The sequence below is a fragment of the Bradyrhizobium sp. 21 genome, from assembly GCF_023073335.1.
GTDB lineage: Bacteria > Pseudomonadota > Alphaproteobacteria > Rhizobiales > Xanthobacteraceae > Bradyrhizobium.
Genome location: NZ_JADPJG010000015.1, coordinates 117,681 through 131,975, shown reverse-complemented (window position 1 = coordinate 131,975; position 14,295 = coordinate 117,681). Strand labels below are relative to the sequence as shown.

General features: G+C 64.9%; 15 protein-coding genes. 11 read left to right on the top strand and 4 right to left on the bottom strand.

All coding sequences use genetic code 11. The features are described 5' to 3' along the window. The 4 genes from IVB31_RS16730 to IVB31_RS16715 all read left to right on the top strand — a co-directional run. Positions 1 to 706 (top strand): ComF family protein (locus IVB31_RS16730; RefSeq protein WP_247324123.1); only part of this gene is annotated, 706 nt, incomplete at its 5' end. A gap of 47 nt (positions 707 to 753) precedes the next feature. After that, positions 754 to 1,029 carry a glutaredoxin 3 gene (grxC, locus tag IVB31_RS16725; RefSeq protein WP_247324121.1) on the top strand — a complete coding sequence of 92 codons (276 nt, stop codon included), beginning with the start codon at positions 754 to 756 and terminating at the stop codon, positions 1,027 to 1,029. Next, the gene (locus IVB31_RS16720; protein WP_247324118.1) at positions 1,026 to 1,916 is read left to right on the top strand and encodes a carbon-nitrogen hydrolase family protein; all 891 of its coding nucleotides are present in this window, start codon (positions 1,026 to 1,028) and stop codon (positions 1,914 to 1,916) included. Before grxC ends, IVB31_RS16720 begins: the two co-directional genes overlap by 4 nt. Further along, complete coding sequence (locus IVB31_RS16715; protein WP_247324117.1) at positions 1,913 to 2,395, top strand: DUF1178 family protein; 483 nt, start codon at positions 1,913 to 1,915, stop codon at positions 2,393 to 2,395. The genes IVB31_RS16720 and IVB31_RS16715 overlap by 4 nt, the downstream gene beginning before the upstream one ends. Here the strand turns inward: IVB31_RS16715 and IVB31_RS16710 are convergent. From IVB31_RS16710 to IVB31_RS16700, 3 genes are all read right to left on the bottom strand, one after another. Next, a complete protein-coding gene (locus IVB31_RS16710; protein ID WP_247324793.1) occupies positions 2,392 to 3,291 on the bottom strand; it encodes an EamA family transporter in 900 nt (299 codons plus the stop codon). The genes IVB31_RS16715 and IVB31_RS16710 overlap by 4 nt on opposite strands. 263 nt (positions 3,292 to 3,554) lie before the next feature. Beyond that, positions 3,555 to 4,328, bottom strand: a complete 774-nt coding sequence (gene ubiG, locus IVB31_RS16705; RefSeq protein ID WP_247324115.1) for a bifunctional 2-polyprenyl-6-hydroxyphenol methylase/3-demethylubiquinol 3-O-methyltransferase UbiG — start codon at positions 4,326 to 4,328, stop codon at positions 3,555 to 3,557. Between the two features lie 14 nt (positions 4,329 to 4,342). After that, the gene (locus tag IVB31_RS16700) at positions 4,343 to 4,810 is read right to left on the bottom strand and encodes a PH domain-containing protein (RefSeq protein ID WP_247324111.1); all 468 of its coding nucleotides are present in this window, start codon (positions 4,808 to 4,810) and stop codon (positions 4,343 to 4,345) included. Positions 4,811 to 4,961: 151 nt separating this feature from the next. Here IVB31_RS16700 and IVB31_RS16695 point away from each other — a divergent pair, with 151 nt between their 5' ends. The 5 genes from IVB31_RS16695 (at position 4,962) to IVB31_RS16675 (ending at position 12,069) form a co-directional block, all read left to right on the top strand. Beyond that, a complete protein-coding gene (locus IVB31_RS16695; RefSeq protein ID WP_247324109.1) occupies positions 4,962 to 6,218 on the top strand; it encodes an aspartate kinase in 1,257 nt (418 codons plus the stop codon). A gap of 288 nt (positions 6,219 to 6,506) precedes the next feature. Then, on the top strand, positions 6,507 to 8,774 hold the full coding sequence (gene ptsP, locus IVB31_RS16690; RefSeq protein ID WP_247324106.1) for a phosphoenolpyruvate--protein phosphotransferase: 2,268 nt from the start codon (positions 6,507 to 6,509) through the stop codon (positions 8,772 to 8,774). Between the two features lie 57 nt (positions 8,775 to 8,831). Then, complete coding sequence (gene prfA / locus IVB31_RS16685) at positions 8,832 to 9,917, top strand: peptide chain release factor 1 (protein WP_247324103.1); 1,086 nt, start codon at positions 8,832 to 8,834, stop codon at positions 9,915 to 9,917. 3 nt (positions 9,918 to 9,920) lie between these two features. Beyond that, positions 9,921 to 10,802, top strand: a complete 882-nt coding sequence (gene prmC / locus IVB31_RS16680; RefSeq protein ID WP_247324099.1) for a peptide chain release factor N(5)-glutamine methyltransferase — start codon at positions 9,921 to 9,923, stop codon at positions 10,800 to 10,802. A 460-nt stretch (positions 10,803 to 11,262) separates the two neighbouring features. Then, the gene (locus tag IVB31_RS16675) at positions 11,263 to 12,069 is read left to right on the top strand and encodes a DUF4167 domain-containing protein (protein WP_247324097.1); all 807 of its coding nucleotides are present in this window, start codon (positions 11,263 to 11,265) and stop codon (positions 12,067 to 12,069) included. 130 nt (positions 12,070 to 12,199) lie between these two features. On the opposite strand, the gene IVB31_RS16670 is transcribed toward IVB31_RS16675, so the two are convergent. Next, positions 12,200 to 12,946: a methyltransferase domain-containing protein gene (locus IVB31_RS16670; RefSeq protein WP_247324095.1), complete on the bottom strand. Its 747-nt coding sequence runs from the start codon at positions 12,944 to 12,946 to the stop codon at positions 12,200 to 12,202. A 108-nt stretch (positions 12,947 to 13,054) separates the two neighbouring features. On the opposite strand from IVB31_RS16670, the gene gloB reads away from it, so the two are divergent. Further along, positions 13,055 to 13,822 carry a hydroxyacylglutathione hydrolase gene (gloB, locus tag IVB31_RS16665; protein WP_247324093.1) on the top strand — a complete coding sequence of 256 codons (768 nt, stop codon included), beginning with the start codon at positions 13,055 to 13,057 and terminating at the stop codon, positions 13,820 to 13,822. 37 nt (positions 13,823 to 13,859) lie between these two features. Next, positions 13,860 to 14,282: a cupin domain-containing protein gene (locus IVB31_RS16660; RefSeq protein ID WP_247324091.1), complete on the top strand. Its 423-nt coding sequence runs from the start codon at positions 13,860 to 13,862 to the stop codon at positions 14,280 to 14,282. The last annotated feature ends 13 nt before the right edge of the window (positions 14,283 to 14,295 follow it).

Genomic DNA, 14,295 nt, shown 5'->3' with positions numbered 1-14,295 from the left:
GCTCGCGCTCGACATCGCGCTGCCGAGCCTGTGCGTGTCCTGCCGCGAGCCGGTCGACGGCGAGGGCGTTTGCGCGGCCTGCTGGGCGCGGCTGTCGTTCATCGAACGGCCTTATTGCCCGCGCCTCGGCATTCCCTTCGTGTATGATCCCGGCCCCGACATGCTGTCGATGGAGGCGATCGCGAGCCCGCCGGCCTACCAGCGGGCGCGCGCGGCTGTGCGCTATGACGACGTCGCGCGCATGCTGGTGCACGCGCTGAAATACCAGGACCGCACGGATCTGGCGCCCGCCATGGGCCGCTGGATGGCGCGTGCGGGCGGCGAGCTGCTCGCCGGGGCCGACATGCTGGTGCCCGTACCGCTGCATTGGCGAAGGGCCTGGCGCCGCCGCTACAACCAGTCCGGAGCGCTGGCGCGGATCATCGAGCGGCAGAGCGGGGTGAAAGTGACGGCTGAGGTATTGCGCCGGGTACGCGCCACCGAGCAGCAAATCGGCCTGTCGCGGGCCCAGAGGGCCACCAATGTGCAGGGCGCATTCCAGGTATCCCCCGACCGTCAGGCTGAGGTCCAAGGCCGGCATGTTGTCCTTGTCGATGACGTCTTGACCACCGGGGCGACGCTGGATGCCTGCGCACGAGCCCTGCTCCGCGCCAAGGCGGCCCAGGTCGACGTGCTGGTGTTCGCCCGGGTTGTCGAGAGCCGGTGAAGTCCCATATAATTCAACGAATTCATGACATGAGAGCGCCAGACAACATGACCGCTGCTGTCGAGATCTACACCAGGCCGGGCTGCGGCTATTGTTCCGCCGCCAGGTCGCTGCTGACCCGCAAGAAGGCGACGTTCACGGAGTTCGACATTGCCAAGAACCCGTCCTGGCGCCAGGAGATGTACGATCGCGCCGGCGAGGGCTCGACCTTCCCACAGATCTGGATCGGCGGATCCCATGTCGGGGGCTGCGACGAACTCTATGCGCTCGATCGCGAAGGCAAGCTCGACGGCATGCTCGGCAACGTCAAGGCGGAGTCATGAGCGAGATTCAGACTCAAGATCGGACCTTCACCGCCGCCTTGGTGCAGATGCGCACCGGCCTGATGCCCGAGCCGAGCCTCGCGCAGGCCACCAAACTGATCCGGCAGGCTGCGGCCGATGGCGCCGACTACGTGCAGACGCCCGAAGTCAGCAACATGATGCAGCTCAACCGCAAGGCGCTGTTCGAGCACCTCCAGAGCGAAGACGACGACAACTCGTTGAAGGCATACCGAGCGCTCGCAGCGGAACTGAAGATCCACATCCATGTCGGCTCGCTGGCGCTGCGCTTCTCGGACGAAAAAGCCGTCAACCGCTCCTTCCTGATCGGGCCCGAGGGCAATGTGCTCGCGAGCTACGACAAGATCCACATGTTCGACATCGAGCTGCCTGACGGCGAGAGCTATCGCGAATCCGCCAATTACCAGCCGGGCGAAACGGCCGTGATCTCCGACCTGCCCTGGGGCCGCGTCGGCCTGACGATCTGCTATGACGTGCGCTTCCCCGCGCTCTACCGCGCGCTGGCCGAAAGCGGCGCGTACTTCATCACGGTACCCTCGGCCTTCACCCGCAAGACCGGCGAGGCGCATTGGCACGTGCTGTTGCGTGCGCGCGCGATCGAGACCGGGTGCTTCATCTTCGCCGCGGCGCAAGCAGGCCTGCACGAGAACAAGCGCGAGACCTATGGCCATTCGCTGATCATCGATCCCTGGGGCGAGATCCTCGCCGAAGGCGATGTCGAGCCCGGCATCATCATGGCAAAAATCGATCCGGCCAAGGTCGAAACCGCGCGCCGCGCGATCCCCTCGCTCCAGCACGGCCGCCGCTTCGGCGTCGCCGACCCCAAGGCGGGGCCGGACCATCTGCACCTGGTGCGGGGATCGGTATGATCCGCTACGCGCTCCGCTGCGACCGGAGCCACGACTTCGAGAGTTGGTTCCAGAGCTCGGCCGCGTACGACCAGCAGGTGAAGCGCAAGCTCGTGACCTGTCCGATCTGCGGCTCGGCCAAGGTCGACAAGGCGATCATGGCACCGCGCATCGTCGGCAAGAAGGGCCGCGGACGCGCAACGCCGCCTGAGCCCACCGCCACGACGACCGCACCCGAGGCTGCGCAATCCGCGCCGACCTCGCTGTTGATGGCGCAGGAGCGCGAGCTTCGCACCAAGCTCAAGGAGCTGCGCGATCACATCGTCAAGAATGCCGACAATGTCGGCGAGCGCTTTGCCAACGAAGCCCGTGCGATGCATTACGGCGACAAGGAACACCGCCCGATCTACGGCGAGGCTTCCCCCGACGAAGCAAAATCGCTGATCGACGAGGGCATCGAGGTCTCGCCGCTGCCGACGCTGCCGGAAGACCGGAACTAGACTCCCACCAGCAACGCCACGCCGGCCACGATCAGCATGATGCCAAAGATCTCGCGCGGCGCGATCGGCTGCTTGAACGAGTAATATGCCACACCTTGCGCGAACAGCACCTCGATCAGAGCGAGCGTGCGGACATTGGCGGCGGCCGTCAGCGCGAATGCCAGAAACCAGAACTGCGAGGCGAAGGCGCCCATGAAGCCGGCGAGCAGCGACGGCTTCCACAGGCCCAAGATGGCCTGCAAGATGTTTGGTGCGCACCAGAGCAGATAGATCGTCAGGATCAGCGTCTGCACGAACAGGCCGAGCACCAGCGTGAACGATGCTGCGGTCACAAAAGACACGCCCGGCACGTTGATGATGGCCCCGCGGAAGCCGACGGCTGACAGTGCGAACGCCGCGGCCGCGACCAGGCCGGTGATGGTCGGCTTCAACTCGGCAAAGCTCTTCTCGCCGCCGGGCCGCAGCGCGGTGATGACGACGCCTACGGTGGCGATCACGATGGCCAGCACCTTTGGCCAGGTCAGGTGATCGCCGAGAAAGACGAAGCCGAAGATCGCGGTCTGGATCGCCTCGGTCTTGAGGTAGGCCGTGGTCACCACGAAGGAGCGATCGTTCATCGCGAGCAGCATCAAGCCGGTGGCGACGATCTGGCTGAGCGCGCCGAGCAGGAGCCACGGCCAGAACACCGGCGGCGGCATGCCGAGATGATCGCCGGAGACCGTTAGTACCACCGCGAGAAACAGCAGCGAGAACGGGAAGCCGAACAGGAAACGGATATTGGTCGCGCCCCATGTCCCCAGCGGCTTGGTCAGCGACCGCTGCATCGCATTGCGCGCGACTTGGCCGGACGCGGCGATGACGGTGAAGGGAATCCAGAGGCTGGCGATGGTGAGCATGGGGAAATGGGTGGGAGGGCCAATGATTGCGGCCAACGTGCCGCCAGCTGTTCAACGGGTCAACCACACGAACGTCATGGGAGCGATGCTCTCGCCAACCTCAATCGTCGTCCTGGACAAGCGAAGCGCAGATCCAGGACCCATTACCCCAGGGGGTGGTTTGGCGAGGGCTCGTGGTTATCAGTTTTCGCCTAACTGGACCCTGGGGTAATGGGTCCTGGCTTTCGCCAGGACGACGCCGAATGTTTGGAAGCGGCGCTGCATCACACCATGCCTTCCGCCACCACCATGTAGTTCACGTCCATATCCGACGAGAGCGTCCATTTGTCGGCGAAAGGACTGTAGACGACGCCGGTCTGCTCGGTGATGACCAGGCGGTTGTCGAGCAGGTATTTCGTCAGCTCGTCGGGCGTGACGAACTTGTTCCATTCGTGGGTGCCGCGCGGCAGCCAGCGCAGGACGTATTCGGCGCCGACGATGGCGAGCGCAAAGCTCTTCCAGTTCCGGTTCAGCGTCGAGACCACCATCAACCCGTTCGGCTTCAGCATCGACGCACAGCGCTTCAGGAAAACGCCGACATCGATGACGTGCTCGACCACCTCCATCGCCAGCACGATGTCGAAGCGCTCGCGCGGGTCGATCTCCTCCACCGTGGTGCAGCGGTAGTCGATCGCGAGATGCGCCTTGTCGGCGTGCAATTTTGCGGCCGCGATGTTGCTGACCGACGGATCGACGCCGATGACCTGCGCACCCAGCCGCGACAGCGGCTCGCAGAGCAGGCCGGCGCCGCAGCCGATGTCGAGCACGCGCAGGCCGCCGAGGCAGTTGAGGCTGCGCACATTCCGCTCGAATTTGCGGCAGGCGGCGTCGCGGATGTAGCCGAGCCGCAGCGGGTTGATCCGGTGCAGCGGCGCCATCTTGCCGTTGGGGTCCCACCACTCGGCCGAAAGTTTTGAGAATTTCGCGATCTCGGCGGCGTCGACGGTCGAGCCCGGCTGCGGGCTTGCGGTTGCGGAAGTGTCTGGCTGCATGCTCATCGGTAACCGCGGTCCTACCGCGTGGTGATCGAACTACGGAAGGCGAGCGGCGAGGCGATGGTCCGGATGGTTTCGCGACCTTCCCCCACGCCATTGATGGTCACGTCGCCATAGTTGAGAATACGTCCAAGAATGGTCTGATTCACATCGACGCTCTCGACCTTGTCCAGCGCCATCTCGAAGGTGCGGCGCTTGATGAAGCCGGTCTTGTGCACGACCCGCAAATTGGTCACGTCGGTCTCGGTCGTAAAGCGATGGAACCAGCCTTTTACAGTCCAGTACAGCGCCGCCAGAGCCACCAGGCCGGACGCGACCAGACTTAGCAGGACGAGCCCCTCGACGATGGTTTGCCGGGACAGGACGAACAGGGCCAGCGCCACGATCCAGGCCAGAATGGCCGGAAAATAGAAGATCCAGTGCGCATTGGTCGAATACAGCACCCGCTCGCCCGGTTGCAGAATCTCGTCGATATAACGCGCCATGATCTCGTCTAACCCATACCCCGCGCCTGCCCCCGCAGGAACCCGCTTGCCCCCGGCCCCGCCGCTATGTATACGCGCGTTCGGTATCCGCGGGGCACCCGTCCAGCACGGGTCACCATACTGATCCTTACAAGGGAATGCACGCGTCGTCATGAGCCGCCTCGTGATGAAATTCGGCGGCACATCCGTCGCCAACATCGAACGTATCCGCAACGTCGCACGCCATGTGAAGCGTGAGGTCGACGCCGGCCATGAAGTGGCCGTGGTCGTCTCGGCGATGTCCGGCAAGACCAACGAGCTGGTGGCCTGGTGCACCGAGGCCTCGCCCATGCACGACGCGCGCGAATACGACGCCGTGGTCGCCTCGGGCGAACAGGTGACGTCCGGCCTGCTTGCCATCGCGCTTCAGGGCATGGGCATCCAGGCCCGCTCCTGGCAGGGTTGGCAGATCCCGATCAAGACCAGCGACGCCCATGCCTCGGCCCGGATCGAGGGTATCGACGGCAGCGAGATCATCAAGCGCTTCAGGGAACGCAAGGAGGTCGCTGTTATCGCCGGCTTCCAGGGCATCAATCCCGAGACCAATCGCATCACCACGCTCGGCCGCGGCGGCTCCGACACCTCGGCCGTGGCGATCGCCGCCGCCGTCAAGGCCGACCGCTGCGACATCTACACCGACGTCGATGGTGTCTACACCACCGACCCGCGAATCGTGCCGAAGGCGCGCCGGCTCGACAAGATCGCGTTCGAGGACATGCTGGAACTGGCGTCCCAGGGCGCGAAAGTGCTGCAGGTCCGCTCGGTGGAACTCGGCATGGTCCACAACATGCCGATCTTCGTCCGCTCGAGCTTCGACAAGCCCGAGGATATCGACCCGCATGCCAACCAGCCGCCCGGCACGCTGATCTGCAGCGAGGAGGAGATCATGGAAAGCCACGTCGTCACCGGTATCGCCTTTTCGAAGGACGAGGCCCAGATCTCTGTGCGCCAGATCGAGGACAAGCCTGGCGTTGCCGCTTCGATCTTCGGCCCGCTCGCGGATGCCAACATCAACGTCGACATGATCGTGCAGGGCGTCTCCGAAGACGGCAAGACCACCGACCTCACCTTCACGGTCCCTGCCGCCGACTACGCCCGGGCCAAAGAGACGATCACCGCGGCCAAGAGCCAGATCAATTACGCCCGGCTCGACACCGCCACCGACGTCGCCAAGATCTCGGTGATCGGCAGCGGCATGCGCAGCCATGCCGGCGTCGCCGCCCAGGCGTTCTCGGCCCTCGCCGGACGGAATATCAACATCCGGGCCATTACAACCTCCGAGATCAAGTTCTCGGTCCTGATCGACACCGCCTATACCGAGCTTGCGGTGCGCACCCTGCACACGCTCTACGGCCTCGATCAGACTTAGACTAATTTTCTCTTAGCGGCCGCAGCAAACGCGAAGGTGTACACACCTTCGCGTCTGGCAGGCGTTTTGCTTGGCAAAACAAGCCCCAATTCGCTATACGGCGAAGAGGGTGGGCTGCCGCAGACTGTGTCCCAGTTCAGGCGGCGCTGATTCGGTGCAAGCGCTAAGTCTCAAGTGGATTTTGGGCTTGTGCCTTGGCCGGACGAACAAATTGGTTGTTTTCTGGAATTTTGGGCCAGCCGCCGGCTGATACCGCCGGGCCCGGCAGACGGAGGAGATTGACGGTTCATGCGGAGCGCGTCGGGAGGTCCCCGCGTCTTGTTGAGACGGCTCCGCGAAACCATGGCGGAGCAGGTCTCGGCCCAGGAGCGGCTGGACAAGATCGTGGTGCTGATCGCCGCCAACATGGTGGCCGAGGTGTGTTCGGTCTATGTGCTGCGCATCGACAACACGCTCGAGCTCTACGCCACCGAAGGCCTCAACCGCGAGGCGGTGCACCACACCGTGCTCAGCGCCCATGAAGGCCTCGTCGGCCTCGTCGCCAGCGAGGCGACCCCGCTCAATCTGAACGATGCGCAGAGCCATCCGGCCTTCTCGTTCCGTCCGGAGACCGGCGAGGAAATCTACCACTCCTTCCTCGGCGTGCCGATCCTGCGCGCCGGCAACACGCTCGGCGTGCTGGTGGTGCAGAACCGCGCCAAGCGCAATTATGTCGAGGAGGAGCTCGAGGCACTCCAGACCACCGCGATGGTGCTGGCGGAGCTGATCGCCTCCGGCGAGCTCTCTGCACTGGCCCTGCCGGGCCAGGAGCCGGCCGCGCGCCATTCGGCGCAGAAGGTCGGCGCCATCCTGTCGGAAGGCATCGCGCTCGGCCATGTCGTGCTGCACGAGCCGCGGGTCGTCATCAAGGACTACATCGCCGAGGATCTGCCCAAGGAGATCAAGCGGCTCGACACCGCGCTCACCAAGCTGCGCGCCGACCTCGACCGCATGCTGGAGCGCGGCGATGTCGCCGAAGGAGGCGAGCACCGCGAGGTGCTGGAAGCCTACCGCATGTTCGCCAACGACCAGGGCTGGTCGCACAAGCTGCACGAGGCTGTCGCCACCGGCCTCACGGCGGAAGCCGCCGTCGAGCGCGTGCAATCCGACACCCGCGCGCGCATGCTGCGCTCGACCGACCCCTATTTGCGCGACCGGCTGCATGATCTCGAGGACCTGGGCTATCGCCTGATGCGGCAGCTGGTCGGCCAGGATCACGCGCCCTCGCGAGAGCAATTGCCCGACAATGCCATCGTTATCGCGCGCGCGATGGGCCCGGCGGCGCTGCTCGACTACGACCGCAAGCGCCTGCGCGGCATCGTGCTGGAGGAAGGCACCGCCAACTCCCACGTCTCGATCGTCGCGCGTGCGCTCGGCATTCCCGCGGTGGGCGAAGTGCCGAACGCACCCGGCATTGCGGACCCCGGCGACGCCATCATCGTCGACGGCACCTCCGGCTCGATCTATGTCCGGCCCTCGCAGGAAGTCGAGGCCGCCTTTGCCGAGCGCGTGCGCTTCCGCGCCCGCCGCCAGGCGCAATACCTGGCACTGCGCGACCGGCCCTGCGTCACCAAGGACGGCCAGAAGGTCGAGCTGATGATCAATGCGGGTCTCGCCATCGACCTGCCGCACATCGAGGACACCGGCAGCGCCGGCATCGGCCTGTTCCGCACCGAGCTGCAATTCATGGTGGGCCAGAGCCTGCCGCGCACCAGCGACCAGCTCGCGCTCTATCGCACCGTGCTGGATGCCGCCGGCCCCAAGCCCGTGACCTTCCGCACCCTCGACATCGGCGGCGACAAGGCGCTGCCTTATATGGAAGCGGTGATCGAGGAGAATCCCGCGCTCGGATGGCGCGCGATCCGGCTCGGGCTCGACCGTCCCGGCCTGTTGCGCGGCCAGATTCGCGCGCTGCTCCGCGCCGGCGGCGGCCGCGCGTTGCGCATCATGTTCCCGATGATCTCCGAGGTCGCCGAATTCGATTCCGCGAAGGCGCTGGTCGAACGCGAGCTCACCTATCTGCGCCAGCACGGCCACACGCTACCGGAGCGAATCGACATCGGCACCATGGTCGAGGTGCCGGCGCTGCTCTATCAGCTCGACGAACTTCTGAAGAAGGTCGACTTCATCTCGGTCGGCTCCAACGATCTGTTCCAGTTCCTGTTCGCGGTCGACCGCGGCAACGCCAAAGTCTCCGAGCGCTTCGACACGATGTCGGCGCCGATCCTGCGCGCGCTACGTGACATCGCGCGCAAGACGCATTCCGCGCAGAAATCGCTGTCGCTCTGCGGCGAGATGGCCTCGAAGCCGATCGGCGCGCTGGCGCTGATCGCGATGGGCTACCGCTCGTTGTCGCTTTCGGCGACCGCACTTGGCCCGGTCAAGGCGATGGTGATCGATCTCGACGCAAAGAAGGCCGAAGCCATGCTTGGCCCCTTGCTGGACGCGCCCGCTGGGAGCGTCTCGATCCGGCAGAAACTGACGGAATTTGCCGAGGCCGAAGGCCTGGCGTTGTAGCGGGCCTGTCGCCCCTCCCCGCCGCCTCGTCCTTTTCCGCATTTTGAGACTGAACCGATGTCGTCACTCCCCGAAACCAAACTGGACGTCCTGCTTGCGCATCACGCCTCGCTCGAGGCCGAATCGCTCGGACAGCTCGCCTCCGAACGCTATGTGCAGATCACGCGCGAGCTCGCCGAGCTCACGCCGCTGATCGAAGCGGTCAAGGCCTATCGTTCGGCCGTCAAGGAACTCGCCGACACCGAGGCACTGATCGCCGATCCCGCGACGGATGCCGAGATGCGCGGTATGGCGGAAGCCGAGCGCGGCGAGCTGACGCCCAGAATCGAGGAACTGGTCCAGAAAATCCGCGTCGCGCTGCTGCCCAAGGACGCCATGGACGACCGCAACGTGGTGCTGGAAATCCGCGCCGGCACCGGCGGCGACGAGGCCTCGTTGTTCGCCGGCGATTTGTTCCGGATGTACGAGCGCTTCGCCAGCCTCCAGGGCTGGAAGGTCGAGGTCATCTCGGCCAGCGAAGGCACCGTCGGCGGCTACAAGGAAATCATCGCGGAAGTGCAGGGCCGCGGCGCGTTCTCGAAGCTGAAATTCGAATCCGGCGTGCACCGCGTGCAGCGCGTGCCCGATACCGAGACGCAAGGCCGCATCCACACCTCCGCCGCGACGGTCGCCGTGATGCCCGAGGTCGAGGAGGTCGACGTCGACATCAAGAACGACGATCTGCGCATCGAGACCATGCGCGCACAGGGCGCCGGCGGCCAGCACGTCAACAAGACGGAATCGGCGATCCGCATCACCCACATCCCGACCGGCATCGTGGTGATGATGCAGGACAGCCGCTCGCAGCACAAGAACCGCGCCTCCGCCATGAACATCCTGCGTTCCCGCATCTATGACGCCGAGCAGCAGCGCCTCGACGCCGCCCGCTCGGCCGAACGCAAGGAGAAGGTCGGCTCCGGCGACCGCAGCGAGCGCATCCGCACCTATAATTTCCCGCAAGGCCGCGTCACCGACCACCGCATCAATCTGACCCTCTACAAGCTGCCGCAGGTGATCGCGGGCGAAGCGATCGGCGAGTTGATCGACGCGCTGACGACCGAGCACCAGGCGGCGCAGCTTGCTGCCCAAGGCGCGGCGGCGTGACGCGTGAGCAATCCCTTCACAGGACAATCCCTCGAGAGCGCGCGGCGCGCGCTGGCTGCACAATTGAGATCGGCACAGCCCGACGAGGCCGAGCTCGATGCCCGCATCCTGCTCGGCGCGGCCGTCGGCCTCGATCTCACGGGCCTGATTGCGCAGGCCCTCCGGCCGCTCACTGAAGCCGAAGCGACGCGGCTCGCGCAGCATGCCCGGCGCCGCATCGCCGGCGAGCCGGTGGCGCGCATTCTCGGTATACGCGAATTCTGGGGACTGCCGTTCCGCTTGTCGGAAGCAACCCTGGTCCCACGTTCCGATACCGAGACCGTGGTCGAGCTCGCGCTCGAAATCTTTCGCGCGCAAAAAGCGCCTTCCCCACCGCGCATCGCCGACATCGGTACCGGATCCGGCGCAATCCTGCTGGCGTTGCTGCACGAAATTCCCGGCGCCTTCGGCGTCGGCACCGATCTCAGTCTGACCGCGCTCAACAGCGCCAGAGACAACGCCGCAGCTCTCGGTCTCGCCGACCGCGCCGCCTTCGTCGCCTGCTCCTACGTGGCGGCGCTCAGCGGCCCGTTCGACCTCATCGTCTCGAACCCGCCCTATATTCCCTCGGCCGAAATTCCGAAACTGAGCATCGAGGTGCGCGAGCACGATCCGCATCTGGCGCTCGACGGCGGCAACGACGGTTACGACGCCTATCGCGCCCTGATCCCGCAGGCGACTGAACGTCTCGCCCCCGGCGGAACACTGATCGTCGAGGCGGGACAGGGCCAAGCCCGAAATATTGAAACCTTGATGACGGCCGCCGCGTTAATTGTGGACAGGCCGCCCAAGGCCGATCTGGCGGGCACCCCGCGGGCGGTTTCGGCCCGAAAAATACTCCCATAAAAGCCGGATTGGGCTGCAAAAAACCTCTTGGAATATCCCTTGGGAACGACTACCTTCGGATCAACACATCGGTGCCGGCCCCGTAGACCTACGGGCGAAAGCCGGGCTCTCGGGCGAGAGCTTACTGATAAAGGTTCCAAGCCGCAGGTCCTGTTGAGCGCGATGGCCATTTGAGCTGCGCCGCCTACCGACCCCAACGTGAACGAAAGCCTGATATTGCGCTTGAAGACTTACGCAACAAAGCAGGGCTTGTTTCGGCAGGCGATATGAATGGGTTCGCTGGCAATGAATGCTGGCGGTGGGGAACGCGTCTTTGTTGAACGCGGCGGTCGATGAACATCGGCAGGGATCAATCCGCTCTTGCGTGCGGTGCGCGCAAGCGATGTGAACCACTGTCACCAGGTCACTCTCAGCAATCAGTGATGCGTGCAACCTTTAGGGCTGGAATTAAAGGCAGGACATGAGAAACGGTCAGAACAAGCAGCGGATGCGCAACCGCAACAACAATAGCAATAATAATAACAACAATAACAACCGGCGCGGCCAGAACCCGATGACGCGGGTCTACGAGTCCAACGGACCCGACATCAAGATCCGGGGCACGGCTTCGCATATTGCTGAAAAATATCTCCAGCTCGCGCGCGACGCGCGCTCCTCCGGCGACCCTGTTGCGGCCGAGAACTACTACCAGCACGCCGAGCATTATTTCCGCCTGATCGCGACGGCCCAGGAACAGTTCCGCCAGAACCAGCAGCCGCGCGGCGACGAGCCGATCGGCAACAGCAGCGGCGACGACAGCGAAGATGACGGCGAGAATTTCTCGAATTTCGGCCAGGAGCCGGGTTTCGTCCCGCAGCCGCCGCAGCCGCCATTCATGCGTGATCGCGATGGCCAGCGCGATCACCAGCAGCGCGATCATCAGCCGCGCGACAACCAGCCTTATCAGCGCGACAATCAGCAGCCGCGCGAGCATCGCGAGCGCGACCATCGTCCGCAGCCGCAATATCAGCCCCAGCCACAGCCGCAACCGCCGAACCAACCGCAGCCCGTCGTCGTCGCCGACGCTGGCAACGTCGATCGTCTGCCCTCCTTCATCACCGGCCCGCAGCCGCAAGTGAATGGTGCCGCGAATGGCGGCCAGGCCGGCTTCGAGGGCGGTGGTGGCGGCGAACGCTTTCCGCGACGGCGCCGCCGGCCGAATGGCCCGCGCCCCGAGCGCGAAGCTGCTCCGGCCGCCCCGAGCGACGAAGTGGCCCCCGGCGAGTAAGCCGCAACCCTTTCGCGAGATATTCTGAACTCAATCGTCCCGGCCTCGCCGGGACGATTTGTTTTCTAGAGCGTTTTCGAGCGAAGTGGATACCGGTTCGCGTGAAGAAAACGCGTCAAGACAAGAATCTTTAGCCGCGCGTCGCCGTCGTCGAGGACGGCACCAGCACGGGCTTCGCCAGCGAGGGAATCAACCGGGCCCGCTCGCGCTTGGCGGGGATCGCGCGGTAGACCTGCTTGGTCGCCTCGACGATGTGCACGCCGGCGAATGGCAGCGACAGCGCCGCGCCGGCGCGCTCCCACATCTGTGCGGATTTCAGCACCCAGCCGCCGGCATAGGGCGGCATGAACAGCGCCTCACCCCAGGCGGTCGGGGTGAACCAGGTCTGGCGCAGCAGGTCGGTGATCTGCGAGCGCGAATAGGGCCGGCCGTGACCGAACGGCGTGCTGTCGGTGCGGGTCCACACCCCCCGCCGGTTCGGGATCACCGCAATCACGCGGCCGGACGGCGACAGCACGCGCCACACCTCGCGCAGCAGCGCGGCCGGGTCGTCCGACATTTCCAGCGCGTGGACCAGCAGGATGCGGTCGACCGCGGCGTCGGGAAGCGGCAGCGAGAATTCATCCACCAGCGAGGCGAGCGCCGGCCGTCCCGTCGGCCATTTCAAGACACCCTGTGCCGACGGCATGAAGGCGATGCAGCGCTCCGCATCCTCGCGGAACAAGCCGAGATAGGGCGTGGGGTAGCCGATACCGAGCACGCGCTGCCCCCCGGTACGCGGCCAGCGCTCCCGGATGCCACGATTGATCATTTGCCGCGCCACAATCCCGAGGCGACGGGAGTAGAATTCGCGGAGGTCGACGACATCAATGGTCATGATGGCAATGTAACATGCACGAGGCGACCCCCGCGCGCGGAATATTGCATTGCCTGCGCAACGTTAACGCCATATTTGTCTGGCGGGGCTGAGCCCGATGGAGATGACATGGCCGCCGAAATTCGTACTTTCAGCTGTTTAAACGACAATTTCGGTTATCTGATCCACGATGTGGAAACCAAGGCAACGGCGTCGATCGACGCGCCGGAGGCCGGCCCCATCCTGAAGGCGCTGGAGCGCGAGGGCTGGCAGCTCACCGACATCCTGATCACCCATCATCATGGCGATCATGTCGGCGGGGTCGCCGAGCTCAAGCAGAAATTCAATTGCCGCGTCGTCGCGCCGCATGACAAGACGACTGAGATCGCCAACGTCGACCTACGCGTCGCCAATGCCGAAATCGTCAAGGTCGGCAGCTTGCTGGCCCGCGTACTGGAGACGCCCGGCCACACGCTCGACCACATCTCCTACGTGTTCGACACCGAGAAGACGGTGTTCGCCGCCGACACGCTGTTCTCGATCGGCTGCGGCCGTGTGTTCGAAGGCACCTATCCAATGATGTGGGATTCGCTTTTGAAGCTGCGGGCTCTGCCCGACGACTTCAGGCTCTATTGCGGCCATGAATACACGGCATCCAACGTCAAGTTCGCGCTGACCGTCGACCCGGACAATACGGCGCTGCAGGCGCGCGCAGCGGAGGTGACGAAGCTGCGGGCCGAGAACAAGCCGACCATTCCCTCACTGCTCGGTGACGAGAAGCGGGCAAACGTGTTCCTGCGCGCCGACGAACCCTCGGTCGCAGCCAGGCTGCACATGAAGGGCGCGGATGCCGCCGCGGTGTTCGGCGAGCTGCGCGAGCGCAAGAACAAGTCCTGAAGACCAAATCCTGACGCACAAATTCTGGCGGGAATCGATGCCGACCGCAGCCGAGATCATCGCACGCCTCGAACTCCGCCCGCATCCCGAAGGCGGGCATTACCGCGAGACGTTTCGCGACCAGAGCACGGACGCCAACAGCCGCTCGCGTTCGACCCTGATCTACTTCCTGCTCGCGCGCGGCGAGCGCTCGCACTGGCATCGCATCGATGCGGTCGAGATCTGGCACTATTACGCCGGCAGCCCGCTGATGCTGCGCATCGCCCATGAGGGCTGCTCCCAACACGAGGTGCGGCTCGGCACCGACCTCGTGAGCGGCGAGCGGCCGCAGGGAATCGTGCCGGCCAACGCCTGGCAGATGGCCGAGACCACCGGCGAGTGGACGCTGGTCGGCTGCACCGTGGCGCCCGCATTCGAGTTCGCGAAGTTCGAGCTCGCGCCGAAGGGCTGGGAGCCTTAAGGCGCGATCTGGA

What these genes read in the sequence shown, in the direction of transcription:
- ptsP (WP_247324106.1), top strand. Translation starts at nt 6,507, where the DNA reads ATGCGGAGCGCGTCGGGAGGTCCCCGCGTCTTGTTGAGACGGCTCCGC.
- IVB31_RS16710 (WP_247324793.1), bottom strand. Translation starts at nt 3,291, where the DNA reads ATGCTCACCATCGCCAGCCTCTGGATTCCCTTCACCGTCATCGCCGCG.
- IVB31_RS16660 (WP_247324091.1), top strand. Translation starts at nt 13,860, where the DNA reads ATGCCGACCGCAGCCGAGATCATCGCACGCCTCGAACTCCGCCCGCAT.
- IVB31_RS16670 (WP_247324095.1), bottom strand. Translation starts at nt 12,946, where the DNA reads ATGACCATTGATGTCGTCGACCTCCGCGAATTCTACTCCCGTCGCCTC.
- IVB31_RS16720 (WP_247324118.1), top strand. Translation starts at nt 1,026, where the DNA reads ATGAGCGAGATTCAGACTCAAGATCGGACCTTCACCGCCGCCTTGGTG.
- IVB31_RS16700 (WP_247324111.1), bottom strand. Translation starts at nt 4,810, where the DNA reads ATGGCGCGTTATATCGACGAGATTCTGCAACCGGGCGAGCGGGTGCTG.
- gloB (WP_247324093.1), top strand. Translation starts at nt 13,055, where the DNA reads ATGGCCGCCGAAATTCGTACTTTCAGCTGTTTAAACGACAATTTCGGT.
- IVB31_RS16695 (WP_247324109.1), top strand. Translation starts at nt 4,962, where the DNA reads ATGAGCCGCCTCGTGATGAAATTCGGCGGCACATCCGTCGCCAACATC.
- IVB31_RS16675 (WP_247324097.1), top strand. Translation starts at nt 11,263, where the DNA reads ATGAGAAACGGTCAGAACAAGCAGCGGATGCGCAACCGCAACAACAAT.
- prfA (WP_247324103.1), top strand. Translation starts at nt 8,832, where the DNA reads ATGTCGTCACTCCCCGAAACCAAACTGGACGTCCTGCTTGCGCATCAC.
- ubiG (WP_247324115.1), bottom strand. Translation starts at nt 4,328, where the DNA reads ATGAGCATGCAGCCAGACACTTCCGCAACCGCAAGCCCGCAGCCGGGC.
- IVB31_RS16715 (WP_247324117.1), top strand. Translation starts at nt 1,913, where the DNA reads ATGATCCGCTACGCGCTCCGCTGCGACCGGAGCCACGACTTCGAGAGT.
- grxC (WP_247324121.1), top strand. Translation starts at nt 754, where the DNA reads ATGACCGCTGCTGTCGAGATCTACACCAGGCCGGGCTGCGGCTATTGT.